The organism is Serratia sp. HNCC26DJ244 (assembly GCF_057180565.1).
Genome location: NZ_JBXUGO010000006.1, coordinates 59,620 through 86,473 on the forward strand (window position 1 = coordinate 59,620; position 26,854 = coordinate 86,473).

A 26,854-nucleotide genomic window follows, 5' to 3' on the forward strand; every position below is an offset into this window, starting at 1 on the left:
ATCACTTTTTATTCAGTATCGGCTTCAGGAAGCGCGCCGTATGGGATGCTTTGCAGTTCGCCACGGTTTCTGGCGTGCCAGCAACCAGAATTTCACCGCCGCCGCTGCCACCTTCCGGGCCCAGATCGACAATCCAGTCTGCGGTTTTAATCACATCCAGATTATGCTCAATCACCGCGATGGTATTGCCTTGATCGCGTAACTGATGCAGCACCGCCAGTAACTGCTGGATATCAGCAAAATGCAGGCCAGTGGTCGGTTCATCAAGGATGTATAGTGTCTGCCCGGTACCGCGTTTTGACAATTCACGCGCCAGTTTCACCCGTTGGGCTTCACCACCAGACAGAGTAGTGGCCGACTGACCCAAGCGGATATAGGACAGGCCCACTTCCATCAGTGTTTGCAGCTTACGTGCCAGTGCTGGCACCGCATCGAAGAAATCGCGTGCTTCTTCAATGGTCATTTCCAGCACTTCGTGGATATTCTTGCCTTTGTATTTCACTTCCAAGGTTTCGCGGTTATAGCGCTTACCTTTACATTGGTCACAAGGAACATAGATGTCCGGCAGAAAATGCATTTCTACCTTGATCACCCCATCCCCCTGGCAAGCTTCACAGCGACCACCTTTAACGTTAAAACTGAAGCGGCCCGGCGTATAGCCACGGGTGCGTGATTCCGGCACACCGGCAAACAGTTCACGTACTGGCGTAAAGATACCGGTGTAAGTGGCTGGGTTAGAACGCGGTGTCCGGCCAATGGGGCTCTGGTCGATATCAATCACTTTATCGAAATGTTCCAACCCGCTGACTTCACGATAAGGGGCGGGTTCGGCAATCACCGCGCCATTGAGCTGGCGTTGGGCAATAGGGAACAGCGTATCGTTAATCAGCGTGGATTTCCCTGAGCCGGAAACCCCGGTAATGCAGGTAAACAGCCCAACCGGCAGGGTTAGCGTCACATCTTTCAGGTTATTGCCGCGAGCACCGGTCAGCTTTAACACTTTGCTAGGGTCGGCAGGTACCCGTTGTGCTGGGATGGCGATTTCACGTTTGCCACTCAGGAACTGGCCAGTTAATGAATCCGCTTGTGCCATGATATCGTCAACGCTGCCCTGAGCGACCACCTGCCCGCCGTGCACACCGGCACCGGGGCCGATATCGATCACATGGTCTGCCGCACGGATGGCATCTTCATCGTGTTCTACCACGATCACCGTGTTACCCAAATTACGCAGATGAATCAAGGTTTCCAATAGGCGTTCATTATCACGTTGGTGCAGGCCAATGGAGGGCTCATCTAACACATACATTACGCCCACCAGACCCGCACCAATTTGGCTGGCCAGACGGATACGTTGCGCCTCGCCACCGGACAAGGTTTCTGCAGAACGTGACAGCGACAGATAATTCAAGCCAACGTTAACCAGGAACTTCAGGCGATCGCCAATTTCCTTCAATACTTTTTCGGCGATCTGGGCGCGTTGGCCACTCAGCTTCATATTCTGGAAGAAGGTCATGGCATGGCCGATGCTGAGATCGGAAATCTCTGGCAAGGTAGTATCTTCCACAAACACATTACGTGCTTCTTCACGTAGGCGTGTACCGTGGCAGGTAACACAAGGGCGATTGCTGATAAATTTGGCCAGCTCTTCGCGCACCGCACTGGATTCGGTTTCTTTGTAGCGCCGTTCCATATTGTGCAGCACACCTTCAAACGGATGGCGGCGCACAGTGGTATCACCGCGATCATTGATATATTTGAATTCAATGGTTTCTTTGCCAGAACCATTCAGTACCGCTTGCTGAACCTGGCGACTCAGGCTGTTGAATGGGGCTTCCACATCAAAATCATAATGATCCGCCAGTGAGCGTAGCATCTGGAAATAGTAGAAATTGCGGCGATCCCATCCGCGAATCGCCCCACCCGCCAGTGAAAGTTCCGGATTATGCACCACACGTTCAGGGTCGAAGAACTGTTGCACCCCAAGCCCATCACAAGTGGGGCAAGCCCCTGCCGGGTTGTTAAATGAAAACAGACGGGGTTCCAGTTCACTCATGCTGTAGCCGCAAATTGGGCAAGCAAAATTAGCGGAAAACAGCAACTCTTCGGCTTGTTCATCATCCATATCGGCAACTACTGCCGTACCGCCAGAGAGCTCCAAGGTCGTCTCAAAGGATTCAGCCAGACGTTGTGCTAAATCGTCACGGACCTTGAAACGGTCCACCACCACTTCAATGGTGTGCTTTTTTTGCAATTCCAGCTTGGGTGGATCAGAAAGGTCGCACACCTCACCGTCAATACGCGCCCGGATATAACCTTGGGCCGCCAGGTTTTCCAATGTTTTGGTATGCTCACCTTTACGATCTTTCACTATCGGTGCCAGCAACATCAGGCGTTTGCCTTCTGGCTGGCTGAGCACGTTATCCACCATTTGGCTAACGGTTTGTGCCGCCAGCGGAACCTGATGCTGTGGGCAGCGCGGCTCACCAACGCGGGCAAATAGCAGGCGCAGATAGTCGTGAATTTCGGTGATGGTGCCGACGGTAGAACGCGGATTATGTGAAGTGGACTTCTGTTCGATGGAAATCGCGGGCGAAAGCCCTTCAATATGATCGACATCCGGCTTTTCCATCAGCGACAGGAATTGGCGTGCATACGCAGAGAGTGATTCAACATAACGCCGTTGCCCTTCGGCATACAGGGTATCAAAGGCCAGTGATGACTTGCCCGAACCAGACAGGCCGGTAATGACGATCAGCTTGTCACGCGGGATAATCAGATTGATATTTTTGAGATTATGAGTACGAGCACCACGAACTTCGATATTGTCCATTTACACTTCCCGGCTTGATAATACACCGCACCCGATCAGGTTTTTTTGCCCGCTATTTTGTGGTTCAGGGAGCCAAAAAAACGGCACGGCCAGTACGAAACGCATAATTATGGCATAAAAAAGCCTGAATGAATATCCAGTATGTGAATGCAATAAAGTTGGTTACAGAGACAATAATGGAACATACTTCGCAGGTATAATCTAAGCATATGGCATGCTACAATTTGTAGCTTAGACTTAGCAAAACGTGGTTTAGAGCCACTTAATGACTCATCAGGAGATTCAACATGGCCAGCAGAGGCGTAAACAAAGTAATTCTGGTCGGGCATCTGGGCCAAGACCCTGAGGTTCGTTACATGCCTAATGGTGGCGCAGTGGCCAACATCACTTTGGCGACCTCTGAAAGCTGGCGTGACAAAACCACTGGCGAGCAGAAAGAGAAAACCGAATGGCACCGTGTGGTGTTGTTTGGCAAGCTGGCTGAAGTAGCGGGTGAATATCTGCGTAAAGGTTCTCAGGTTTATATCGAAGGTGCCCTGCAAACCCGTAAATGGACCGATCAGGCAGGTGTAGAAAAGTACACTACTGAAATTGTGGTCAATGTGGGTGGCACCATGCAAATGCTCGGTGGCCGCCAAGGTGGTGGTGCCGCACCTGCGGGTGGGCAGCAGCAGGGGAGTTGGGGGCAGCCTCAGCAACCACAAGGCAGCAACCAGTTCAGCGGTGGTCAGTCCGCTCCGGCTCCGGCGCGCCCTGCACCAAGCAGCCCGCCAGCCACCAGCAATGAACCGCCGATGGACTTTGACGACGATATTCCGTTCTAGAGTTAACTTGTGAGTTATTTGTAGAGAATTCATACACAACCCCCTGTTAATTCAGGGGTTTTTGTTTCTATCGTCGGAAAAAGTGTCTTGTATAAATTGGTGATTTTTCACATAAAGTGTACCTTGTAATTGTGTAATGTTTATGGGGTGTGAGTGCATGGAAAAGAACTACAGAGTTACAATATTTGTCATGGATAGTGGCGAGCGCTATTGCATGGTAGTGGATCGTGCTTCTGGGCTTCCCATGTATTACCCCACTCTGTTTCTAACAACTCAAATCCGCAATAGAGAGGATGCTTTTTCAACGATGTTGGCGGCGGCTAGCAACCTAGTTATGTTGTTACGCTTTGTAGAGAGTCGCGACATTGACCTTGAGCAGCGGTTTTTGACCAAAGACTTCTTGAAGCCACATGAGCTGGATGATCTGCGAGATTTTGCTCAGTGCAAACAAAGAAAGGGGCCATTAACTGTGTCCTCTACCTCTTGGTTGGCAGATGCGATGACCGATATCGTTGATAACGGGACACAGCATTCCCGGCTAACAACGTTTGCCAACTATTTACACTGGTATGCAATGCATATCTTAAAGACGACAGAACTGGAAGTTGTCGAAAAGATCAATGCTATGGCGGCGCAGATAAAGATGCGCCGACCATCTAAAAAGCGCAGAAACCACGACTTACAAGACAGGTCATTGAGTGATGTTCAATTGGACGCGCTATTTGAAGTCATCCAGCCTAGATCAGAGTTAAACCCTTTCTCAATAGATGTGCAGCGCCGCAATCGGCTGATGATCTTGCTTCTGTTTTATCTTGGCATCCGAGGTGGTGAATTATTAAATATAAGAATACAGGACATAGATTTTAGCGCTAACAGGATCCGTATCGTTAGGAGAGCAGATGAACAAGCTGACTCTAGAACCAATGAGCCTAATGCTAAAACTAGAGAACGGCTCTTACCGTTGGCTGAATCCTTAGCTCAAGAACTGCATAGTTATATCCTTCAAGATCGCCGGAAAGTCAGAAATGCGAAGAAAAATGACTATCTGTTTGTAACTTACAAGAGTGGACCAACTCTGGGAAATCCTATCTCCAAAGGGGGATATCATAAAATTTTTTCCGTAGTCAGGTCTATATCACCGCAATTGTATGCAGCGACAGGACATTCGCTCCGTCACACTTGGAATCGCAAGTTTTCAGAAAAAATGGATGCCATGAATGAGCAAGTCAGCGAGGAGCGCCAAGAGCAACTTCGTTCGTACTTAATGGGCTGGAGAGATGGCTCGGGAACCGCAGCGACTTACAACAAGCGTTTCATTCGGCAAAAAGGTTTTGAGGCTGCTTTGGCATTACAAGCAGGTAACGGCACTAGCTTGCCAGAGGACTTCAAGGATGACCATGAATAACCTCTTACTTGGGTTAGTACCAGAACGAATCCGTGCCAGGGCCAATGGCTACTCTTTTCTGTTGTATGACACATCGTGGACATTGGATAGAAATATCACTATTAATCTTGCTGATATTCACCATTACTTGTCAGATGGGACGCTAGATGGCTGCCTGCGCACACTGGCGTTTTATGCATCCAATCGTTCTTCTTCTCATACAAAAAATATTCTTGAACGGTTTCAGCACATGCTGCGTGAGACTGACGCGAGAGAAATTACTGATACGGTATTGATTAATTATCGGTCGATGCTGTCGCCTGCAACAGAATGGTATCTAGCAACCATCCGTGGCTTTCTTCGATCCTGGCACGAACTGGGCTATCCCGGCATCAGTAAGGAAGTGAACCGCTTGCTAGATGGCTGGACGCTAAAGGGTAATCGTAGGGGGGATGCGGTTAAGCGCATGGATCCTCAAGAGGGGCCACTGATGGATAATGAGCTGACAGCGTTTAACGAGGCGGCTGTTCGGGCTTATGAAAAGAGCTTAATTACTATAGCTGAGTTGGCTATGGCACTTGGCACCAGTCATACAGGACGTCGTCCCATTCAGATCTCGCTGCTTCGTGTGGTCGATGTCCTTTGTGGTAAAAATGAAAAGGGAGAGCCCTTCTATGTGTTGAATGTGCCGCGAGCCAAGCAGCGCAGCAGCTCTTTCCGAATAAACTTCAAGCCATTTGCAATATCACTGGAACTATGGGCAATCCTGAGTGCTCAGGCAAGAAATGCGATTGCGCAGGTTGAAAATCGTTTGGGGTTTGAATTGCAGGAAGATGACCGGCAGCAAATCCCTCTTTTTCCTGATCTTGATGTGTTAGATGCCGTCCAATCTCCTTATGAATTCCGCCAGCTGCTTGCTACCGACAAACTCCACATACCCGCAGCAGAGATAACCGGGACACTCCAGTACATCGTCGAAAAGTCCGATATCCGGTCGGAACGAACCGGTGAGCTATTGCATATCAATGCTCGTCGTTTTCGTTATACCACGGGCACACGAGCTGCCCGGGAAGGCTTTGGCGAGTTGGTGATTGCGGAGCTGCTTGACCATACGGACACCCGAAACGCAGGCGTTTACATCAAGAATATCCCCGAACATGTGAAAAAGCTTGATGAGGCGGTTGGCTTCCAATTGGCACCATACGCGCAGGCCTTTGTCGGGGTACTTGTCGATTCAGAGAGGGACGCGCATCGAGGTAACGACCCTACCAGTCGTATTCGGACCGAGATGGGGCAGGGCATTGGTACTTGTGGAGAACATGGCTTTTGTGGTGCCAATGTTCCTATTCCTTGCTACACCTGCATGCATTTCCAGCCTTGGCTGGATGGCCCACATGAGGATGTCTATAAGGGACTGCTCAACGAGCGTGAACGGGTGAAAGAGATAACTGGCGACATACAGATTGCTGCTGTACTTGATCGCAGCATTATCGCGGTGGCAGATGTGATCATGTGTTGTGCCAAACGTCGTGAAGAGTTTAGTCAGCAGGGAGCAATAACCAATGGCTGAGATTTTCCAGTTTAAGCCAAAGGCTACGCTGACAGCAGCAGAAAACCTTGAAGCATTCATAGCAAAGTGCCGAGATCAATTGACTGTATTCGGCTCCGATCTAAATTGGGAAGATCCTGTTTGGCCAAACATAACTGTGTTTGCCAAGTTAGGCATTACTACGCGAAAACCCATGCAGGAAGAGGTACAAGACCCCGCGTTCATTGATTTCGCCAAAGCCTATTTCCGTTATCAGCAGGGGCATCGTTCCACGGGGACAAAGAATGAAAGTAAAGCCCTCCGAGCGGTTGAGATGGCTTTGCTTCAAGTCAATGGGAACGCGAATATTGATGGCCTGTCGATTTCAGTACTGGATGAAGCAGCTGAATTGGCAAGGCAGCACTACTCCGATGGCTCAGCATATCATTGTGGCCGAGAGATTGAGCGGCTGGCTAAGTTTGTTGTTGAAAACCAGCTTGTATCAAGTGCTGTGCAAAATTGGGTCAATCCCATTAGGCGTGCAGAGGACAAGAACAAAACAGGTAGAGAGGCGAAAAAAAATAGGGAAGAGAAACTACCAAGTGATATCGCCCTCAATGCGCTTGCGGAAATTTTTGCCAACGATCCAATTGACGGAAGAGACATATTCACAACATCAGTGTTTGCCATGCTGATGTCAGCTCCCTCGCGTATTTCTGAGGTGTTGGCACTTCCTGCGGATTGTGAGGTGTTCGAAACGGATCGCGAAGATATAGAACGCTATGGCTGGCGTTTCTTTGCAGGTAAAGGCTATGAGGGAGACATTAAATGGATACCCACAGTAATGGTCGGCGTCGCTAAAACAGCCGTCGCCAGAACTAAAATGTTATCTGAGAATGCTCGACAACTGGCCAAGTGGATTGAGATACATCCGGATAGATTTTACCGCCATGCTAACTGTCCTGATGTCGCTGATGATGAGCCTTTGACGATGGAGCAGTCATGTATGGCTCTCGGTCTTGTCTGTGAATCCAAAAAACAATGCCGTTCTTCTCTTTATAATCGACGGTTGGCCCAAAAAGATGGTGTGCACACACTAAAAAGCCTGTGGCAGCACGCTATGGCGCGTTTGCCTGATGACTTTCCGTGGTTTGATAAAGACAAGGGGATTAAGTACAGCAATGCCTTGTTTGCACTGAATGTAAATCAGTTCCACGAGAACCGCGGATGTATACCGATTGAATTGCATAAACCAACCAATAACTTCTTCAATAATGATCTGACGCCTCGAGAGGCTTTGGATGGAAAACATGCCAGCATCTTTGATCGCCATGGTTACCGTGCTGAAAACGGAAAACGGGTTAAACTAACCTCGCATCAGGCACGGCACCTGCTCAACACCATAGCCCAGCGTGGTGGACTCTCAAACTTGGAAATTGCCAAGTGGTCAGGGCGGGCCGATGTGAAACAGAATCGAACTTACAACCACATGACCGAATACGAGCTGGTTGCTATGGCTGAACGCCTAGACCCCACCAAAGCGCTATTTGGGCCTGTTGGCGAGGTGGCAAAGCATCTTCCCGTGACTATGCAGGAATTCAATACATTAGAGCATGCCTCAGTCCATGTGACGGAGTATGGCTATTGTGTGCATGACTACACCATGAGCCCCTGTGAGAAGTTCAGAGATTGCATTAATTGTACTGAACAGGTTTGTATCAAAGGCGAGGATACAGAAATATTGGATCGAATTAAGAAACGTTTGGTGAAGTCGGAACAGCTGTTTTTGCTTGCTGACGTGTCTGTGGAAAGCGGTGAGATGGGGGCTGATCGCTGGTATCAGTACCACAAGAAAACGATCACCCGGCTTCGGGAGCTAGTAGCTGTTTTAGAAAACCCAGATATTGAAAATGGCGCCCAGATTAAGCTTTGGGGCAATGATTTTAGTCAGCTTCGCCGTGTTGCCGAAAAGAAGTCCATTGAAGCTATTGAGCAAAGAGGCAAAGAAAGTGAAGAAGCCGTAATGTTAGACAATTTGACAATATTATTAGGGGGTGGTTTTGGCTAAGCATCTGGATAATAGAGATATTAATGCCATCGTGAACCTAATTCGAGGATGGCAGGAACCAAAACTGTCTTGGTCAGCAATCTGTGAGGCGGCAGAGCCATTGGTAGGAAAGTTGCCGTCAAGACAGTCACTTTATGCACATGAGGCAATTGTGACTGCCTATCAAACGAAGAAAGAGGCGCTTAAAGGCCGAGGTTCCAAAAATCCTCGTCCAGCTAGTTTGAACATTGCAGCCGCTAGGATTGTGAATCTTGAAAGTGAAATCGAAGAGCTTAAAGAAGAGAATCGGAGGTACAAACAGCAGTTTGTGATCTGGCAATACAATGCATACAAACATGGAATGAAAGAGCATCAACTTAATGTGCCACTACCCAAAATAGATCGAGAGAGAACAGATGGAGAAATTCGTTAAAAATCAAATATATAATTGACAGCTAAGATCGTTAAAATTTAAGTTCGTGACCTAAAGCTAAACGACTAATGGGTGAATTACCTTCCTTTAATATAGAATGATCACGGCTGTTTATGACGATTAAATGTTACACCTTAATTTAGTTGAGATAAATATGAATCAGCAAGAGCTGTTAACAAGAATTAACTCACTGTTAGGGCGGTTTGCATCCGAGGTTAAGATTTCAAATGCAACCGGAATGTTCGACATTAACATAATAGCGGAAAATTTTCTCATTCCTATATTATCAGTAGCTTTGAAGTGTCCTGGGCTAAAAAACCAAAACCGTGTGAAAATGAACTTTCCAGCTGTAGACTTGGGCTGTGATAAAAGTAGGACATCTATTCAAATAACTGCCGATCCATCTAGTCAAAAAATATGTATGACACTTAAAAAATTTCAGGAACATAATTTACACACACAATTTGATAACCTTTATATCTATGTAATCACGGAGAGGCAGAAGACATATAAATCACAAGCTCTTGATGCTGAAACTAAAGCTTTATCTATTAATTTCAATGCAGTGGAACATATTATAGATTATAATGATTTGGCTAAAATAATAAGTTTATTAAGTAATGAAAAACTGGGTTTTATTAGGGAACATCTTGAGTCTGCATTTGACAAAGTTGATTCAAATCTTAGATTTAGAAAGAGTTTAACCGAATTCATAAACGTAAGTCAGAAGAAAATTGAAGATGAAAAGAAATCCAGAAAATATATTCCATCTATATTTATGGAGACTTCTGAGGTCAAGGATTGCGTTAGATACTTTGCGAATCCAATGTTTTTTTATAGAAAAATTGATGATGATTTGCAGCGTATCAGTCTTAAACACTTTAACACTATCCTTGGTATGGCTAAAGTAGAACCGTTAAAAATTAACATGAGTGATGCGGCATGCTTACCAGAGCCAAAGAATATTATAGATCTAACTGATAGATTTTTAAAGCAGAAAGAGATTATTGAGAAATTTAAGGAAATTGTAGTTCCTTTCTCTTGGAAAAGGGATGAGAAAAATAGATATACGCCAAAATCTGATTTGGAAAACTACTGGAAAGTCTTTAAATTTAATGTTGAATCAAATGGTAGCGGTGTTTATAGCTATTTAGAAAATGCGCTTGAAAAAATAAAAATTTCCATAGCTAAGATATTTTTGATTACAGGTATGGCTGGGCAAGGAAAAACTAATTTTGTTTGTGATTTAGTCGAAAATCAATTTCGGTTATTTGAGGTTCCAACAATATTTATACCGGCAAGACTGCTGAATAATTACGCAGGTCCTAATAGGATTATTTCTTATATAACGAACAACAGATACTGTCCAAACTTGAAAAGTGTGCATGAACTTTTCGAGCTCCTAAATAATGTTTCAACCGAATCAGGAAAGCCATTTGTTATTACTTTAGATGGAATAAATGAGGTCAGTGATCTTCAGGGATTTGTTGATGAATTGAAAGTATTCCTTGAGGCATTATGTCAATATGATTTTGTAAAGATTATTATTACGTGCAGGAATGAGTTCTTCGAGCATAAATTTTCAGAGGTATTTGATATTCAGTTTTCTGATTACCTTTATCGAATAAAAAATCTTAGAAATGAAATGTCAGATTATAATAAGTCAAAACTTTTGGATGATTACTTTAAACATTTCAATATAAAGGCTAGATTGTCAAAAGAGTCAAAGGAGTTTCTGAAAAATGACTTAATCTTGTTGAGATTATTCTGTGAGATACATGAAAAACAAGACATAGGCTATGTCTCAGGAATATATAAAGGTGAATTGTTCGAGAAATACTTAATGATGAAGATTGATCATTTTCCAACTGATCAAAAGTCAACAGCTATATGTACTTTAAGAAAAATTTGTCGCACCATGTTTGAATGCGTAGACTTTTCTTTGGTATCTAGTTCAGGATTTAATGTTGCTGAGCGACAAGTGATAGATAAACTAGTGGGCGAAGATATTATCTTAAGAAGAGAGGTTCCACCATCTGGATTGGCGACGCTAGGTATTGAGAATATTTCATTTACCTATGATGAAATGAGAGATTTTCTCCTAGCCTACTTCATAGTGGTCGATACAGATCAAGATGGTCCAGATATGAGCATAATTTATCGAATGAGTGAATGGCCAATCTATGAAGGCCTATTCCGTTATACCTATATTTTGGCTCGTAAACACGATAACCAAAGTGTTTTGTCAATATGTGAGAGTTTTGATGAATTTAATTATCACTACGTAAATAACCTGCCACTTTTGTCATCAGCGATACAGTCGGATAAAGATGTTCAACGTGTGAAAAGTATATTGCAAAATAGTTCCAGTAGAAGAGAAATACAAGCTGTTGCTTGGTTTCTTTTCAAAAAAAGAAATGATACTGAGCTTCTTAATTTAGGAGTTCTAAATGAGCACTTAGGTAACTTGAGTGACTCTGAGTCAGAGCGTTTTTTAAACTTTATGTATTGTGATAGCCAAGGATATAGAGGCAGGGGCTGGAGAGATAATCTTAGTAAGCAAGTTGGAGGATTGAAAGATCTTAGTGATGAGGAAAAACTATCACTTGAACCGTTGATATTGACATTTATTTTATATTTATTACCTTATGTATATTGGAATCAAAGAGAGTATACTTTTAATTTATTTAATAAATATAAGAAAAAGCCTAATTTTGTTGTGGCCATTGATTTTTGTCGAAAGGCCAACTCTGATAACGTTCGAACATGTTTAAGTGAACTCGAATAGGGAGTGGAAGATCTGTGAAAGATGAAGTTAAGATTATTATTGCTACCTCATGGGAGCCAAACATAGAAGAATTCCTGTCGTCTTTGGGAATATCGGAGGGTGGTCTCGGAGGACAGCTTTTTTCCTCGGTCTATGACGCATTTTTCGAATCTTCAATTAACGTGAAAGAAGAGTATGAGCGATTTTACTCTGTTGAGTATGGATGTTTATCGGATTACGTAGAGATTCGATATGGAAAAAATCTGAGCAATGATGACTTGGAGGCCGAGAGAATATTTGCTGTGACTTGGCTACCACAAGTAGTTGACGATGCATATGAAGAAAACAAGTTGGAAGTTGTAATGGATAGTCTTGTAAGACTAAATAAGGTGCATAATGAAAATAAAACTTGATTTTGTATCCAATAGTTCATCGACCTCATTTGTATATATCTCGGACAGTGAGTTTACTCTTGATAAATTTCTTGAGTCGGTCGGAGTGGATAAGGATGGCCCCGTGGGGGAACTGTTTTGTGAGATGTATTTTGAACTCAATGATGCGATTATAAATTGCGGTAAATTAATAGAAACAGTAGAAGAAGCAAACGCTTTATTAGGCTCTTATGAGTTTACTCCAGCAGTTATAGATAAGATGAAAGATGGCATCGAAAATGGGAGAACCGTCATTACCTCATCTTTGAGTAGTGAAGGCCAGTTTGCTGAGTCTTTACTTTGTATGGCTGTTTTTGAAATTGATTCTGAACACTTCTACATCAATGCTTATAATAATTACTGGTGATTTATGCTTAAGATAAATCGGTTTAAAAATCTTGGCTATACATCTATTTTTAACAGTCTTACAGGTTTCTTCGCTCGTATTCCTGATAGGGGAAAGAGAGAGCCATTCTGGTCTCCCCATGGACCGGAGTTAATGGATATATCTATAACGAATTGGTGTGACAAGGGATGTGCATTTTGCTACAAGTCATCGACAAATCGCGGCGGTCATATGAGCCTAAGTGATTATAAGATGGTTGTAGATCAAGCTGCTGATATGGGCACTTTTCAGGTTGCTTTGGGAGGGGGAAATCCAAATCAGCATCCAGATTTCATAGAAGTACTAGAGTATACGAGACTAAAAGGAATTGTTCCTAACTATACAACGAATGGACGTGGACTGAGTGATAAAATAATTGATGCTACAAAAAAGTACTGTGGAGCAGTGGCTGTTTCTGCATACCCACCGTATGATGAAACTGAACAGAGTTTGTATAAGCTGATTAGCATGGGAGTTAAAGTTAATTTACACTTTATCTTAGATGCTCACAGCATTGATACGGCAATAAGCTGGCTAAAGGAACCTCCGGAATTTTTGAGAGGTATCAATGCAGTTATATTTCTTAATTATAAGCCTTCAGGAAGAAAGATTTTTGAAGGTAGGATGTTGAGAAACAGTGAAAGACTCGATGAATTCTATAAGTTAGCTACATCAGCAGAGAGAAAAATAAAGGTCGGATTTGATGCTTGCTGTGTTAGTGGAGTATTTGCGAGAACAGATGCTAGTCCAGTGATGGTTGATGCGTGTGACGCAGCAAGATTTTCAATGTATGTGGCTGAAGACTTGAAAGTATACCCATGCTCATTTCAAAGTGGGCTAGCATCTGGTGATCTATTGAATGATGATACATCACTAATAGACATATGGACGAAATCCAAAAACATGCAATCTTTTCGTGATTACTTTAATTCAAATCGTTGTGGAGGGTGTAGTCATAGATCTAACTGTATGAATGGTTGTCCTATTTTTGACCAAATAGTAATTTGTGGGAAACGATAATCTATAACTTTGGAAACTGCTCGTCACCTTGATTTAATATTCATATTAATCTATGTAAATATTAATTCGACAATCATAGTTTAAAGCGAAGACCGCCATCCGGCGGTTCTTTCATTATTTGCCCAGGTGTTCGATAAAATCTCCCGTAGACTATTTATTTTTTACATTGAGAAGTGCGTTAGTCATTTATGAAAATTTTTTTGGATAAAATACCTATCTGTTCCTCTAATTAACGTTATCATTTTTCTCTGTGAAGAGCTATTAGTTTTACTGTGGTTTATGCATCGTGTGTAGAATTAACACGGATTAAACTATCTGCCACTTTCTTTTTTAAGAAACTTACATTGAATGTTTTTTCTGAACCTCTTTTATATTCGTGAAAATAATTTTTATTTCTTCTTTGGAGTCTTTTATAAGAGATTTATTTATCTTTTATCATTCTAAAGAAGAATATAGTTTACACGAAATTGCTCATTAAGGATACCGTTGATGATTGCCGTGATTTTTTCTCTGTCATCAATAAATAATTCAATGTCTCTTATTTCTAACGTACCAACAATATGAGATCTTATGTGGGGAGATGTTTTGATTTCTGTAGGGTTTGGTGTCTTTTTCTTTGAAGCAAACTCTATGGCCAAGTCTGAATTGGTTATTTTTTCTTGATTATTAATGTCGCGGCGATTATATTTTAAAGGGCGGTAAATTTGCAATAACGCTGGCTTTACGTTCTGAATAAATATATTTCACTTGTCATTCCATCTCCCTCAGGCCCTATGTTTAGAAGGTAGATGACTATCGCTGGGTAAGATCATCTTGCTACAGTTCAGGAGTTAACTTAGAGTTCATTTATTACTACACATCAAAATGATTTGGAGCGGTATGTTCTGGAGAAGAAGCAGAGCTGGAACCAGTGATGGTAAAGCAAAGTTTGAACATCTACTTATGACAGCAAACAGATTACCTCAATCGGCGCTTCCTGACTTATTGCGGGCTATTGTGCTGCCCACACAGTGTGATTTCTTGTTGGCTGTCGCAGAAGAAGGTACGGATGCAAGACCTGATCTCGATGAGGGATGGTTTTTCTTCAAAGATATTTCTTTGTTGTTGGACATAGAGCAGATGCGTCAAGTTGAGAAGGATAAAAATGAGTATCCGCTTTCGTTGGCAATAGATATGTTGCTGCCTTGGCCTTGGAGTATGAATCGGTACCTAGATAACTTATCTACTATAGGAGGCCGTAAGGGCAACCCCTGGAAGCAAGATTTTAGTAATCACTACATAACGGTTTGGTTGCCATGGAAGATTGGTTTTATTAAGGGAGGGAATCACTCGATCACGGCAGGTATCTTGGCTGGTGAGGGAAGTATCATACCCAATCATGTATATGATATGTCTTATCTTTTTGAACATGTCAGTACAGATGGTATTTATTGGTTTGTGGATGAGCAAAAGAAAGAGCGGGTCAGGTCATGGCGGCATGCGGCATTTTTTGAGATTGGCCGTCTTCTTACTGAGTAAAGTGAAATAACGAATGCATAATTTTTTAATGCAGGACTAAATAACATAATAGTTACTCTATGCGGTTGTTCCTCGTTATATTCTGTACGCCAGTTTTCTGTTAACTCTCACACTTCTGAAAGAGTTCGGAACTGATGATCAGACGTAACAGACGAGAATTCAGCCACCGATTTCTGACTCGAAGTGGCTCAGTGAGTACTCGGTCAGCATTACACTGTAGCCGCTGTTGCTACCGCGTTAATGTTGGTAAGTGTCTTTAAAATACTCCCGCTGCTCCTTGTATAGGCCCTTTTGTTGGAGTACATATAAAAAAGCCCAATTTGAACTGGGGCATTTGGTGTTACTTTGCCGTTTGTTAGGCAGCAAAAGTAACAGGTGATCTTCCTTCCTTGCAACTCCAGTATAGTGAGATGCGCCATATATTTCAAATCGTTGCTATGCCAAAAAACTGGATTACCATTAGCGCCGGTCGTGGTTCTCAGGCTATTGAGCACGTCGCTGAAATACTGCGTGTTTGTACTGCTGTTTTAATTTTTTCATATACCCTCCAAGTTTGCATTACCTAGAAGGGATCCTCTGCAAGGTAGTACATATTTTTTCCCCCAGTTTGAACATTACAAACCTACTCGTAGTCGCAGTCCGGGCTACCCCATTCCTTTCCTACGGGACCACCTAAAGCGCCTTGTAATTTTCTCTGTTTACACCAGGCAACTGCAATTTCATCAAACACGTCAGCCGAGATTTCAGCTATAAGTTTCCCGAATGCTTTTCCGTCTGCATTGGTTGCATAGTCGACTCTGAAATAAATCGGGTTTGATATCTCAATGAGCGCAGGATTATCATTGTTATTCTCAAGCGTCATTTCCTGATATAAACCAATTCCTTGCTCACTCTGATAAACCCATCCTTTATTGCTCATTGTTGATGCTCCGGTAGTATACGTTGAATCAGTGTAACACTGATTCATGTCCCTCTAACAATCTGCTATTGTATAGGTCAAGTATTCAATGTGTTGATTACTTGACCCATTAACGGTATGTTTTTATGGTGTGTTCACTGGATGGTGGAGTTGTTATCAGCTATCCAACACGGCCTGAAATTTATCACGAATTTGAGTATAGATAGCAAGCTCAGTGTAGTCTTGGCGAGAAAAAAACAGAGTATCCAAATTTCTGTACTTATAAAAATTCTTTATCTCGTTTATTTTTGTCTGTTGAGTTGATTTTTGTGTTTCGTTTGCATACGTCGATTTTACATGCTCAGTTTCTCTAAATTTCGTTAAATTTATTATCTTTTTAAGCATGGGTTTTATTATTCTATCTTGAAGGCTATGCCCATCAACAAAAAGATATGCCGTTCCTTCATTGATATTCTTATCGCGAAGACTTTCAACGAAGTGAGTATATTCTTCGTGGTCATCGATTTGTTCGGAATATGTATCGATATACTGTTTAACCTTGGTCTCAAATTGACTGATAACAGTCTGGTTGATGGTTAAATCATCTTTGAGTAAGCAGCTTTCTGCGGGAAGTTTCACTGCTTCGATGAAGAGGCCATCGATGTGTTGTTGCCAGTCCTGGTTATGTAAAAAGGCAAAAAGGCATAACGCAGGATAAGTTATGCTGGAGTAAACACTCAATGCAACATGGATCTGTGAAGGCAATTGAGCATGGTAATAAAGCGTCTCACATAATCCCTTTATCGCGTCATGACAGCATTCATAACTCTCTCTAGAGTATGCAAAGGTATGCAAAACAAAACAATTCTGATTTAGGGCTACAGCGTTGGCATGCCGTTCAGGGCATATATAGTCAAAATCACTGTCTACACCCACGAGCAAAGACTTGTGTAAGTCCGGGTACATTTTTTCAAGCGTTCGTTTTCCGTTCGCGTTTTCCTTTGAAGCCGGTTTAACAACATAGCGATCTTTGGCTTGGTGTTGTACGATGCATCGCCAAAAGGATATATCGGAGGGATTCTCTACATAAAGCAAGCCTTGTGCAATGCCGTTTTGGAGAGTGGTACTAGCATGAATATAATTTCCCGAGGTTAAATAGGTAGAAAATTCCATCACGCGCTCTCCCCATCTGTGGTGATGTCTTTCATTTCGACATAAGCATCCATATACCCATTCATGATAATGGCAGGACTATGAGTCACTACCACGATTTGACAGTGGGGGTTTATTAATTTGATGCAGTCGAGAATATTCTCCTGCCAGTGTAAATGCAAAGAAATTTCGGGTTCATCCATTAAGAGAAACGTTGGGGCATTTCTTGTGTTGGCGACTTTTGCCAAGATGTACATCAGTTGGCGTTCACCGGAAGACAAGTTTTGTAGCTTAAGCTGACGTTTGACCCCTTTTGTTTCTTCTACATAAAACTTCGAATCAATTTTAATTCTTTTGTGATTATCCAGGTACATTTTATTCATTTCTTTCATGAATAACTTGGTAAATTTACCTGAAGGGGCTTTTTCGAGTTCTTTAATCTCATTTTCAATTTCAAAATCAAGAAAGTTACGCTCTTTACCGTCACTGCCTATGATTTTTTGTTGGGAGTTGGCACTCATGTTGATCGTTGAAATATAACTTACTTTGGCATGTTGGTTTATGAAGTTATTAATTACCTCACTAAGTATAATTCCGCTTGGTGTATAACGGTAAGGCGGTTGCGGGTATGGTTTGAGTGCTTCTAATTTGCTTTCTATATAATATTTATTTTTTAAGATATCATTAGCAATATGAAGAGCTTTGTTTTTAATGTGTTGAATTGAATTGCTGTTATCATCAAGATAACTACTTTCTATTAAAAAATCTGAGTTCATCTTGTTAAACTCAAACTCACTTGATATGTAATTACTTATACTCTTGTCGTATTTTATTAATCCCTCATTGCTAAAGGTTAATTCAGCGGTAGAACACAGACGCAGTTCGTCACAGCGCTCCTGACTCAACAGCGCATTCAGAATTTTAAGAACCGTTGTTTTCCCTAGACCATTCTTTCCAACGATCACGGTCACAGGTTTAAACTCAAGTTCTATATTTTTATACCCGAATAATTGCGTTATTTTTAGTGATTTTAATGTTGGGTGCATAATTCATTCTCTCTCAGGGGGTAGTCTTTATTGTATGCGATCGGCCGTGCGCTTGATAGTGATGTGTGTTTTTGCAACGGAACACGGGATCGTTGCAAAGACACGATTGTGCTTTCCGCTCTGTGCTTTTCTCGGAAGGTGCTCTGGCTGGCCAGGAACTGCGTTTCCGTTCTCCCCTCAGCTCATCAAGCAAATGCCGTAATCATCTTGAAGAAATTTTCTTGGTTGAACTCAATACGCTGAGCAGGGGCATTACCTAAGCTACCAGAGACAATCACCCATCCTGGCAGTTTGCTTATTCCATCTTTTTCCATCTTTCCAGTGGAAATTGAATTTAGATGTACCTAGTGGTCGGCTTGGGTTATGAATGATCACTTCAAGACTCCCTGTCACTCCTCAGTGTAGTGGTCTCTCACGATCCCGACTTCGTTGCAAGGGTTGGGATTGGTAAAGAATTAAATTTTTCAGAGTAACGACAAGGTGGTTGACCTGGATGCCCAAGTGGCAGGGGAGGAAAGTGGCGTGACGGAAATTTCGGTGGTTTCGGCTTACAACCCTTACCTAGCTCAGGTCAGTGCTCTACCCTGCAAAGTAGTAAGTCCCATTGGCGTGGACTTACTACAATGTGTCCCACCAGAAAAAATGTTCACTCACCCCGCAACCTCTCCAATAACACCAACTTTTCCTCTTCCCCAAGCTTTTCAAAAAGACACACCAGCTCCGCGCTTAACTCATCATCACAGAAGAAATAGCTTAAAGGCACATTCAGTACCTTTGCCATATTGCGCAGCATATCAATATCGGGAACATGACGGCCTTTTTCATAATGGTTCATACGACTGCTGGCAGAACCTTCATCCATGCCGGCTTTCACACCCAGCTCCTTCTGGGATAAACCTGCTTTTTTACGCGCTTGCTTAAGGCGCTCTGGGATGGGATTTTTCTGCAATGTTTTTTCATCATTCAAATTCTCACATGCTTAGATTGTCTAAGTTTCTCCTAGTTCTGTATACTTAGCAATCCTATGTTTTAGAATTGGAACAGAGCAGTAGATGCACCAGGGAACCTTATGCAAAACCAGTGAAAAATTTCGCCGTGTTTTAGCTGAAATAAAGTGTAATTACATAAAAAGAAAAGAGTTAATCAACATCGCGATATCAGTCAACCAGCTTTCTGAACAGCAAGCCTGCGGCCTGATTAATAGAAATATCTACCTTTTGAAAATACAAGGGTTAGTGACATCCAGTGGGGGTCGAAATCATAGGGGCTACAAATTTGCTGAATGCCTCTTACGTGATACTCGTATTTGTTTACCAACACCTTGCCATTATGATCTGCTAGCAGAGAAAAAGGCGTTAGAAAAAGAGGTTCTGATGACAGAATACGAAATGCAGGCCTATAATGAGTTGTTGCAAAAAATACCCAATGAAAAGCATAAAATCAACAGGTTACATAAAGATGCTGCTGAAAAATTGTATCAGCTAAATGGCAAACTACGTGCAGTTAATCAGATCATTTCCTGATGAAACGAATGCCAGTGGGCTGGCATTCGCTTCGTACCCATTACTCTGATAATGCCATATACACCCGTTCTGCCCAGCGATTAATGGCTTCCTCAGCAAAAGCCGATTGGCCATCAAGGGACGTTTTAGGATGAGATAGGCGGCGATAGCCTTCACCACAAATCAGTGATAGGCCATGATAATGATCTTTCGACCAAGAGCCGCTCAAGCTCTTTTAAGATGACCTCCCAAGGGAGAGATAACGGTAGCAAAGGTTTAATTAACAGCATCGAGAGCCTGAGGCTGTCGTCTGAGGTGTCGACCTCAATCAAGGCATAGTTTTTACCGTTTTTTCTCACCACATGAAACGAAAGACATCGCGGGTTGCCATTGGCCAACAAATGTCGCTTTAGTGCAGGTAATTTACGTAATTTTGAGGTCACATGCTGGCAATCAGGCATAGCAACCAATAGCTTTACCATCTCATCAAAAGATTTGAATTTATCGGTGTAGAGATGGGCTCATCACTGGTATCGTCAATGCTATCGAAGTCAGCTGAAGGTAAACTACCTAAAATGGTGCTTTCATCGGTGCTTACGATTTTGGCCTCAGTGCTTGAAGTTTGAAAAACATCTTCAACAAACTGATCGCTTCCTGTTCTTTCTTTTTATTATCAATTTATTGTGTTTGGAAAGAGCAAGCAAAGTTCAATTCAATTGACTTGAATTCATTCTTTTGAAGTCATCGCACTGTGGGTGGGTAATAACGATCTAAACAAGACAAAATCGTCGTTAACTGATTAAGCAGACAAATCATTTTCTTCAGTCGTGAGCTAGTTAAAACACCTTCAGCTAACCAGTACCAACAGAATAACTAATAAGGCCACTACTCAAAGTGAGCACCGGATGCTTACCTTACGGGAGAGCATCGCCTTAAAGAATGTAAAGTTTCATTTGCTTTATTAGATATTTTTTAACAAAAAACATTACAAAAATAAATAAAAAATCAGATATATCATTGATATTTAAATAATTGATTATATTTAATATTATATCAGATAAATCTAACCGCTGTAAAAAATGTCATAGCGTTTTTTGTAACGTTTTAATTTGTAAGCCCCGTGATACGGGGTTTTTTTATAGCGCAAGCAGAACTGAATGACATGGCGATTACTGTATAGCAATCTGTTACCTTTTTAGCTATTATCCTTGTATAGCATTTTGTTACCATAAGGAGGGTGCTATGCAGCGTTTCGTTCGTAAACCCACTCGTGACAAGCAAATTAACGTCCGGGCTACCGAAGAAGAGCGTGCCGTCATCGACTATGCTGCCAGTCTGATCAATAAGAACCGCACCGACTTTATTATTGAGAAGGCGGTTCATGAGGCTCAGAACATCATCCTGGATCAGCGTGTCTTCGTTCTTGATGATGCTCGCTATCAGGCATTTATTGAACAGCTCGAAGCGCCAGTGCAAAACGTCGAAGGGCGCAAACGCTTAATGGATCTGAAGCCTGAATGGAAATAATCATTACTGCGCCGGAACTGCTGACAGAAGAGCATATTCTCCAGCCGTTCGATTGCGGAAATGAGGTGTTGAGTGACTGGTTGCGTCGTCGAGCCATGAAAAACCAGGGCCAAAATGCCTCTCGTACTTTCGTTATCTGTCTGGACGGCACAAAGCGCGTGGTGGGTTATTATTCCCTGGCAACCGGCTCAGTCTGCCACGTTGATTTAGGTCGTAACCTGCGCCAGAACATGCCCGATCCTATTCCCATCGTCCTTCTGGGGCGTCTGGCTGTGGATGTCTGTACTCAGGGGCATCATTTTGGCAAATGGCTGCTTAATGATGCCGTGCGGCGAGTGTCTAATTTGGCAGACCAAGTGGGTATTAAAGCCATCATGGTGCATGCAATAGATGATCAAGCAAGAGCATTCTATGAGTACTTCGGTTTTGTACCATCTCCTATCACGCCGAATACACTCTTCTACAAGATTTGAGATTGCTTCAACTGCGCGGCGACAATGATCAGGGATAACCGCCTTAAGTTCAGCTGTAATGAGTTCCCCCTATTGCAGTTGCTTTATTCACCGACACTGCAATTCACCGTGCTGCCGCTACCATGGTGACAACGATAAGCATCCCGTCTTCGGCTATGCTTGATCTCATACCTTCTACATAAATTGTCGCGATCTTGGGTTGATTAGACACTATCTAAGGTTGGATAATCGTTTGCCTTAAAAGTACCTCTTGATAACCGCCGCCGTTTTAATGGCGACGGGTAGAGAGGTGGACAATAAAACACAGGGGATAACAACATGTCGAATTCTCAAGCGAATAACGCCGGGAAACCAAAGGGCGTGCTTGACGGATATTTTCAGCTTTCAGCACGTGGTACCAACGTGCGTCAAGAGGTGGTCGCAGGCCTGACCACCTTCTTGGCAATGGTTTATTCAGTAATCGTGGTCCCCAGTATGCTCGGTAAAGCCGGTTTTCCACCAACGGCCGTGTTTGTGGCGACCTGTCTGGTTGCAGGGCTGGGTTCATTGCTGATGGGGTTGTGGGCTAATTTGCCAATGGCGATTGGTTGTGCGATTTCATTGACCGCATTCACCGCCTTTAGCTTGGTCTTGGGTCAGCAGATCTCCATTCCTGTCGCGTTGGGGGCGGTATTTTTGATGGGGGTATTGTTTACCTTTATCTCGGTAACGGGTATCCGCACCTGGATTTTGCGTAATTTACCCATGGGGGTGGCTCACGGTACAGGGATTGGTATCGGGCTGTTCTTGTTGTTGATCGCTGCTAACGGTGTCGGTCTGGTGGTGAAGAACCCACTGGATGGTTTGCCAGTGACATTAGGGGCTTTCACCTCGTTTCCGGTGGTGATGACATTAGTGGGTTTGGCGGTTATTTTTGGCTTGGAAAAATTGCGCGTGCCAGGCGGGATCCTGCTGGTGATCGTGGTTATCTCGGTTGTTGGCCTGATTTTCGACCCGGCAGTGACATATCAGGGGCTGTTCGCTATGCCAAGTTTGGCAGATGCTGATGGCAATTCACTGATTTTTAGCCTGGATATCAAAGGGGCTTTGCAACCGATAGTATTGCCAAGCGTGTTGGCGTTGGTGATGACGGCGGTGTTTGATGCCACTGGGACTATCCGAGCGGTAGCTGGGCAGGCTAATCTGTTGGATAAAGATGGCCAGATTATCAACGGGGGTAAAGCATTAACTACTGACTCCCTGAGCAGCATTTTTTCCGGGTTGGTGGGTGCTTCACCCGCAGCGGTTTATATCGAATCTGCTGCAGGTACTGCCGCTGGCGGTAAAACTGGTTTGACGGCAACCGTGGTTGGGTTGTTGTTCTTGTTGATCCTGTTCTTGTCGCCACTCTCTTACCTGGTTCCGGTCTATGCCACAGCACCCGCATTGATGTATGTGGGGTTGTTGATGTTGAGTAACGTCACCAAACTGGATTTCAACGACTTTGTTGATGCGATGTCGGGTCTGTTGTGTGCAGTATTTATTGTGCTGACCTGTAATATCGTTACCGGCATTATGCTGGGCTTCAGCTCGCTGGTGATTGGCCGTATATTCTCAGGTGAGTGGCGTAAACTGAATATTGGTACTGTATTGATTGCCATCGCATTGGTGGCGTTTTATGCGGGTGGTTGGGCGATTTAAACCTGGTTTGCAGCAGGGCCGTTGTTCGGCCCTGTTGTTCTTTCTTCTCTACTGATATTTCCTCTGCCAGGGCGTGATATTACTCGCTAGCCACTGGTATCGGTGCGCTGGTTGTTGGGTGATGACCCCCTTTCGCTTTGTACTCTTTACTTTGAATCAGGCGCAATGCCAGATACAGATCGGGAACTAGAATCAGGTCCTGCTCTTTATTGTCAGAGTGTTTTATGCGGAACCAACGTGTCAGCTCGGTACGTCGGCCTGCCAGCACCAGAGTTATACCGCGCAATTTAAGTTCCCGTTTTAACTCATCGATAGCGGCGAGTACGCTGATATCTGGATGGGTGAAGCTGGCTACGGCGTCAATCACCACCCAACGGGATTGGAAAGGCGTGCCGTCCACCAGATTGGTGACTCGCCGTTTAAAGTAGGCCACATTAAAATAGGTCAGTGGCGAGTTAAAACGGTACATGATGACGCCATCCACCGGTTTAATACCATTATTGTTACCAATGGAATGGATCATTCCGTCATTATTGACCCCGAGCAACTGCTCGGTAGGGCGGAAAACGGTTTTTAAAAACTGTAATAACCCCAATAGAACAGCAAGACCAATACCGGGGATAATCCCCATCAGCAGTACGCTGATGAAGGTAAACAGGGCCAGATAAAACGCCGGACGGTTGCGTTTACGTAGCCGAGTAATGCTGCGCATATCCAGCAACGACCAGGAGGCGTAAATCAGTATCACGCCCAGCACTGCTGTGGGGATAAACTGTAAAGGTTGGCGACAGAATATCACCACTAAGCCGATTGCCAGTGCAGCAATGATGGAGACCAATTGGCTTTTGCCACCATTGGCATCATTCACAGCGGTACGGGAGTTTGCCCCGCTGATGGCGAACCCTTGTGATAGCCCGGAGACGATATTAACTAACCCCAACGCACGGAACTCACTGTCGGCATCAACCTCGTACCCGTTTTTGGCGGCGAAACTGCGTGCGGTGAGCATCATACTGACAAAGCTGACTACCGCCAGGTTTAACGCCGGTAGCACCAGTTCACGCAGTAAACCTGGTTTAAAGTCAGGCCAGGTTACCATGGGCAATCCACCACCGCTAAAGCCTGCTGATACAGTTTCCACCCCAAAGCGTGGCAAATTAACCAGCCAGGTCAGCCCGGTGGTCAGGATGACGGCGAATAACGGAGCTGGCCAATTAGGCCGGGCGCGGTGTACCCCCAGCAGGATCAACAGTGTCAGTAGCGAGACACCGATGGTGGGCCAGTGACTGTTGAGTAAATTGTTTGGTAGAGCGTAAATGCGCTCAATCAGTTCACTGGATGGCGCGGGGAACCCAAATATTTTACTGATTTGATTTACAATAATTGTTAGTGCTACGCCATTTAGTAGCCCATGCAATATCGGGTGTGACAAAAGGTCGGCAATAGCACCCAGCTTGAAACGGCTGGCGATAAGGCACCAGGTGCCCATCATCAAGGTCATAATGATGGTTAATTGCCAATGGAGTTCGCTATTGCCTGCCGCCAGGGGGGTGACGACGGCGGCAATGACTGCACAGGTTGCCGCATCAGGCCCGACGATCAATTGCCGTGATGAACCGAATATGGCGTAGGCAATCATCGGTAGAATACAGGAGTAAAGCCCAACGATGGCGCCGACACCGGCTAATTCGGCGTAGGCAATCGCTACCGGCAACGCCACGGCGGCAACAGAAAGGCCTGCTTGAATATCAGGTTTTAGCCAAGTGCGCTCATAAGCGAACAGGTTCACTAGCCCGGGGGCTACTTTTTGCAGAGATTTCCACCGCATAGATGCTCTATCTGACATAGTTAATAATGTTTTTCTCAGGCTGTTGACTCCACAGACGGACTATACCTGAGGGGCAATCAGCCGATTTTTAATCAAGTCCTGGTGAATATTTATCAAAATTATCACCAGTATAGCAGAGGTTTCGTCGTGTCATTACGGCATTGGGCCATGCACAAAGGGCAGCGTTGGGGCCATATTTTACTTTGGTGGTGGCCAGTAGTCGCGGTAGCAAGCAACCCAGGCTTGAGCACAGTGGGGAAGATAGTTGCCATGGCACCATATCAATAATTTCACTTTCTACACCTCACCACTTTTGAGACTCTCGATGGAATCCATCAATCTGCGAGCATTCTTGGGTGAACGCAGTAAATAAGCCTTTTCTTCCAGCGAGTTGTACTCTTCCAGTGACATCAACACACAAGATTCGCCATGCTGACGGGTGATCAACACCGGTGCTCTATCTTCAATCCGATCAAATTTCTCGCTTAACATTCTATAATTAGGTGTACCTAAAACTCGTGGATAAAAATATGCTACTAGCGACGTTTGCCATCATGGTTGGTTTTGCAGTGCTGGTTTGGAGTGCTGACAAATTTGTCGAAGGTGCAGCCGCCAGTGCCAGCTATGCGGGCATGCCACCGTTATTGATTGGTATGATCGTTGTGGGATTTGGTACATCGGCTCCCGAGATGGTGGTATCAGCCATGGCTGCAATGGAAGGTAATCCTGCTCTTGCTCTTGGTAATGCACTTGGCTCAAATATTGCCAATATTACCTTGATATTGGGTATTACAGCGATTATCGCCCCTATCGCGGTTCATTCGAACATAATTCGTAAAGAGTTGCCCATTCTCTTGCTAGTCACAGCAGTGGTGGGAGCTATGTTATGGAACCAACAAATAGGCGTTGCGGAAGCGTGGGGACTGATCGGCGGGTTTGTATTGCTGATAGGTTGGTCAATCTGGTGCGCATTTCGTTCAAAAGGTGACCCTTTAGAACAAGAAATCGAGCAAGAGATCTCAACAAATGTGACAACGCTCAAGGCGGCTATTTTTTGGCTGATCTTGGGTTTAGCACTATTAATCGTCAGTTCCAGAATTCTGGTTTGGGGTGCGGTTGAAATTGCCCAGCAACTCGGTGTCAGTGATCTGCTGATTGGATTAACTATTGTCGCTTTTGGAACGTCTCTTCCTGAGTTGGCAACATCAATTGTGGCTGCTCGGAAAGGTGAACATGACATCGTAGTCGGGAATATCGTTGGCTCCAATATGTTTAATTCATTAGCGGTCATTGGGATCGCAGGCACCATTGAACCAATTACCAATATTGGTGCTGAAGTTTTCTGGCGTGATTGGACATCAATGCTATTTGCCACTGCGCTCTTGATGTTAATAGTGCGTTCTGGTAAATCACAAAGCATCAAGCGTGGCGAAGGTGTCTTGCTTTTACTGTGTTATCTTGGCTACAACACTTATCTGCTCTACGGAGCACTGTAAATCCTACCAGACATAGGTTTTTTGATCGTCAGTCTATTTGACAGGTAGCATCAAACCCGTTTCCTTCTCGCCTTAGGGCATC

At 43.9% G+C, this 26,854-nt stretch carries 23 protein-coding genes and 3 pseudogenes; 15 read left to right on the forward strand and 11 right to left on the reverse strand.

Annotated features, from left to right (window positions below; genetic code table 11):
- Position 1: 1 nt before the first annotated feature.
- Entirely contained in the window at positions 2-2,833 is a 2,832-nt protein-coding gene (gene uvrA / locus AC2A06_RS06980) for an excinuclease ABC subunit UvrA (protein WP_473196655.1), read from the reverse strand.
- A gap of 287 nt (positions 2,834-3,120) precedes the next feature.
- Here uvrA and ssb1 point away from each other — a divergent pair, with 287 nt between their 5' ends.
- The 9 genes from ssb1 (at position 3,121) to AC2A06_RS07025 (ending at position 13,652) form a co-directional block, all read left to right on the forward strand.
- Positions 3,121-3,657 carry a single-stranded DNA-binding protein SSB1 gene (gene ssb1 / locus AC2A06_RS06985; protein WP_473196656.1) on the forward strand — a complete coding sequence of 179 codons (537 nt, stop codon included), beginning with the start codon at positions 3,121-3,123 and terminating at the stop codon, positions 3,655-3,657.
- Positions 3,658-3,814: 157 nt separating this feature from the next.
- Positions 3,815-5,062, forward strand: coding sequence for a tyrosine-type recombinase/integrase (locus tag AC2A06_RS06990; RefSeq protein WP_484379817.1), 1,248 nt, complete (start codon positions 3,815-3,817; stop codon positions 5,060-5,062).
- Positions 5,049-6,611: a site-specific integrase gene (locus AC2A06_RS06995; protein WP_484379818.1), complete on the forward strand. Its 1,563-nt coding sequence runs from the start codon at positions 5,049-5,051 to the stop codon at positions 6,609-6,611. The genes AC2A06_RS06990 and AC2A06_RS06995 overlap by 14 nt, the downstream gene beginning before the upstream one ends.
- On the forward strand, positions 6,604-8,637 hold the full coding sequence (locus AC2A06_RS07000) for an integrase (RefSeq protein WP_484379819.1): 2,034 nt from the start codon (positions 6,604-6,606) through the stop codon (positions 8,635-8,637). Before AC2A06_RS06995 ends, AC2A06_RS07000 begins: the two co-directional genes overlap by 8 nt.
- A complete protein-coding gene (locus tag AC2A06_RS07005; RefSeq protein ID WP_484379820.1) occupies positions 8,624-9,049 on the forward strand; it encodes a hypothetical protein in 426 nt (141 codons plus the stop codon). The genes AC2A06_RS07000 and AC2A06_RS07005 overlap by 14 nt, the downstream gene beginning before the upstream one ends.
- Before the next feature lie 154 nt (positions 9,050-9,203).
- Complete coding sequence (locus tag AC2A06_RS07010; protein WP_484379821.1) at positions 9,204-11,837, forward strand: SMEK domain-containing protein; 2,634 nt, start codon at positions 9,204-9,206, stop codon at positions 11,835-11,837.
- 14 nt (positions 11,838-11,851) lie between these two features.
- Positions 11,852-12,229, forward strand: a complete 378-nt coding sequence (locus AC2A06_RS07015; RefSeq protein ID WP_484379822.1) for a hypothetical protein — start codon at positions 11,852-11,854, stop codon at positions 12,227-12,229.
- The gene (locus AC2A06_RS07020) at positions 12,213-12,614 is read left to right on the forward strand and encodes a hypothetical protein (RefSeq protein WP_484379823.1); all 402 of its coding nucleotides are present in this window, start codon (positions 12,213-12,215) and stop codon (positions 12,612-12,614) included. The genes AC2A06_RS07015 and AC2A06_RS07020 overlap by 17 nt, the downstream gene beginning before the upstream one ends.
- A gap of 3 nt (positions 12,615-12,617) precedes the next feature.
- Positions 12,618-13,652 (forward strand): radical SAM protein, encoded by a 1,035-nt coding sequence (locus AC2A06_RS07025; protein WP_484379824.1) that lies wholly within the window; start codon positions 12,618-12,620, stop codon positions 13,650-13,652.
- Positions 13,653-14,092: 440 nt separating this feature from the next.
- Here AC2A06_RS07025 and AC2A06_RS07030 read toward each other — a convergent pair whose 3' ends face one another.
- A complete protein-coding gene (locus AC2A06_RS07030) occupies positions 14,093-14,362 on the reverse strand; it encodes a hypothetical protein (RefSeq protein WP_484379825.1) in 270 nt (89 codons plus the stop codon).
- Between the two features lie 169 nt (positions 14,363-14,531).
- Here AC2A06_RS07030 and AC2A06_RS07035 point away from each other — a divergent pair, with 169 nt between their 5' ends.
- The gene (locus AC2A06_RS07035) at positions 14,532-15,170 is read left to right on the forward strand and encodes a DUF6710 family protein (protein WP_484379826.1); all 639 of its coding nucleotides are present in this window, start codon (positions 14,532-14,534) and stop codon (positions 15,168-15,170) included.
- 59 nt (positions 15,171-15,229) lie between these two features.
- On the opposite strand, the pseudogene AC2A06_RS07040 reads toward AC2A06_RS07035, so the two are convergent.
- From AC2A06_RS07040 to AC2A06_RS07065, 6 genes and pseudogenes are all read right to left on the reverse strand, one after another.
- A pseudogene (locus tag AC2A06_RS07040) lies at positions 15,230-15,301 on the reverse strand (integrase core domain-containing protein); the annotation flags it as partial.
- 491 nt (positions 15,302-15,792) lie between these two features.
- The gene (locus tag AC2A06_RS07045; protein ID WP_484379827.1) at positions 15,793-16,089 is read right to left on the reverse strand and encodes a hypothetical protein; all 297 of its coding nucleotides are present in this window, start codon (positions 16,087-16,089) and stop codon (positions 15,793-15,795) included.
- Positions 16,090-16,245: 156 nt separating this feature from the next.
- Complete coding sequence (locus AC2A06_RS07050) at positions 16,246-17,241, reverse strand: DUF4435 domain-containing protein (protein ID WP_484379828.1); 996 nt, start codon at positions 17,239-17,241, stop codon at positions 16,246-16,248.
- Positions 17,241-18,266, reverse strand: coding sequence for an AAA family ATPase (locus AC2A06_RS07055; RefSeq protein WP_484379829.1), 1,026 nt, complete (start codon positions 18,264-18,266; stop codon positions 17,241-17,243). Before AC2A06_RS07055 ends, AC2A06_RS07050 begins: the two co-directional genes overlap by 1 nt.
- Positions 18,267-18,451: 185 nt before the next feature.
- The gene (locus AC2A06_RS07060; RefSeq protein ID WP_484379830.1) at positions 18,452-18,580 is read right to left on the reverse strand and encodes a hypothetical protein; all 129 of its coding nucleotides are present in this window, start codon (positions 18,578-18,580) and stop codon (positions 18,452-18,454) included.
- A gap of 332 nt (positions 18,581-18,912) precedes the next feature.
- Positions 18,913-19,233: a helix-turn-helix domain-containing protein gene (locus tag AC2A06_RS07065; protein WP_484379831.1), complete on the reverse strand. Its 321-nt coding sequence runs from the start codon at positions 19,231-19,233 to the stop codon at positions 18,913-18,915.
- 85 nt (positions 19,234-19,318) lie between these two features.
- On the opposite strand from AC2A06_RS07065, the gene AC2A06_RS07070 reads away from it, so the two are divergent.
- Positions 19,319-19,789, forward strand: a complete 471-nt coding sequence (locus AC2A06_RS07070) for a hypothetical protein (protein WP_484379832.1) — start codon at positions 19,319-19,321, stop codon at positions 19,787-19,789.
- Positions 19,790-19,941: 152 nt separating this feature from the next.
- On the opposite strand, the pseudogene AC2A06_RS07075 reads toward AC2A06_RS07070, so the two are convergent.
- Positions 19,942-20,259 (reverse strand): annotated as a pseudogene (locus tag AC2A06_RS07075) (Tn7-like element transposition protein TnsE); the annotation flags it as partial.
- A gap of 751 nt (positions 20,260-21,010) precedes the next feature.
- On the opposite strand from AC2A06_RS07075, the gene AC2A06_RS07080 reads away from it, so the two are divergent.
- The 3 genes from AC2A06_RS07080 (at position 21,011) to AC2A06_RS07090 (ending at position 23,448) form a co-directional block, all read left to right on the forward strand.
- Positions 21,011-21,295: a type II toxin-antitoxin system TacA family antitoxin gene (locus AC2A06_RS07080; RefSeq protein WP_484379833.1), complete on the forward strand. Its 285-nt coding sequence runs from the start codon at positions 21,011-21,013 to the stop codon at positions 21,293-21,295.
- Entirely contained in the window at positions 21,286-21,768 is a 483-nt protein-coding gene (locus AC2A06_RS07085) for a GNAT family N-acetyltransferase (RefSeq protein ID WP_484379834.1), read from the forward strand. Before AC2A06_RS07080 ends, AC2A06_RS07085 begins: the two co-directional genes overlap by 10 nt.
- 318 nt (positions 21,769-22,086) lie before the next feature.
- Complete coding sequence (locus tag AC2A06_RS07090) at positions 22,087-23,448, forward strand: NCS2 family permease (protein ID WP_023491484.1); 1,362 nt, start codon at positions 22,087-22,089, stop codon at positions 23,446-23,448.
- 79 nt (positions 23,449-23,527) lie between these two features.
- On the opposite strand, the gene AC2A06_RS07095 is transcribed toward AC2A06_RS07090, so the two are convergent.
- Both AC2A06_RS07095 and AC2A06_RS07100 read right to left on the reverse strand, forming a co-directional pair.
- Positions 23,528-25,276 carry a SulP family inorganic anion transporter gene (locus tag AC2A06_RS07095; protein WP_484379835.1) on the reverse strand — a complete coding sequence of 583 codons (1,749 nt, stop codon included), beginning with the start codon at positions 25,274-25,276 and terminating at the stop codon, positions 23,528-23,530.
- Positions 25,277-25,556: 280 nt separating this feature from the next.
- Positions 25,557-25,768: pseudogene (locus AC2A06_RS07100) on the reverse strand (type II toxin-antitoxin system prevent-host-death family antitoxin); the annotation flags it as partial.
- Between the two features lie 26 nt (positions 25,769-25,794).
- Here AC2A06_RS07100 and AC2A06_RS07105 point away from each other — a divergent pair.
- Complete coding sequence (locus tag AC2A06_RS07105; protein WP_484379836.1) at positions 25,795-26,772, forward strand: calcium/sodium antiporter; 978 nt, start codon at positions 25,795-25,797, stop codon at positions 26,770-26,772.
- Positions 26,773-26,854: the final 82 nt, after the last annotated feature.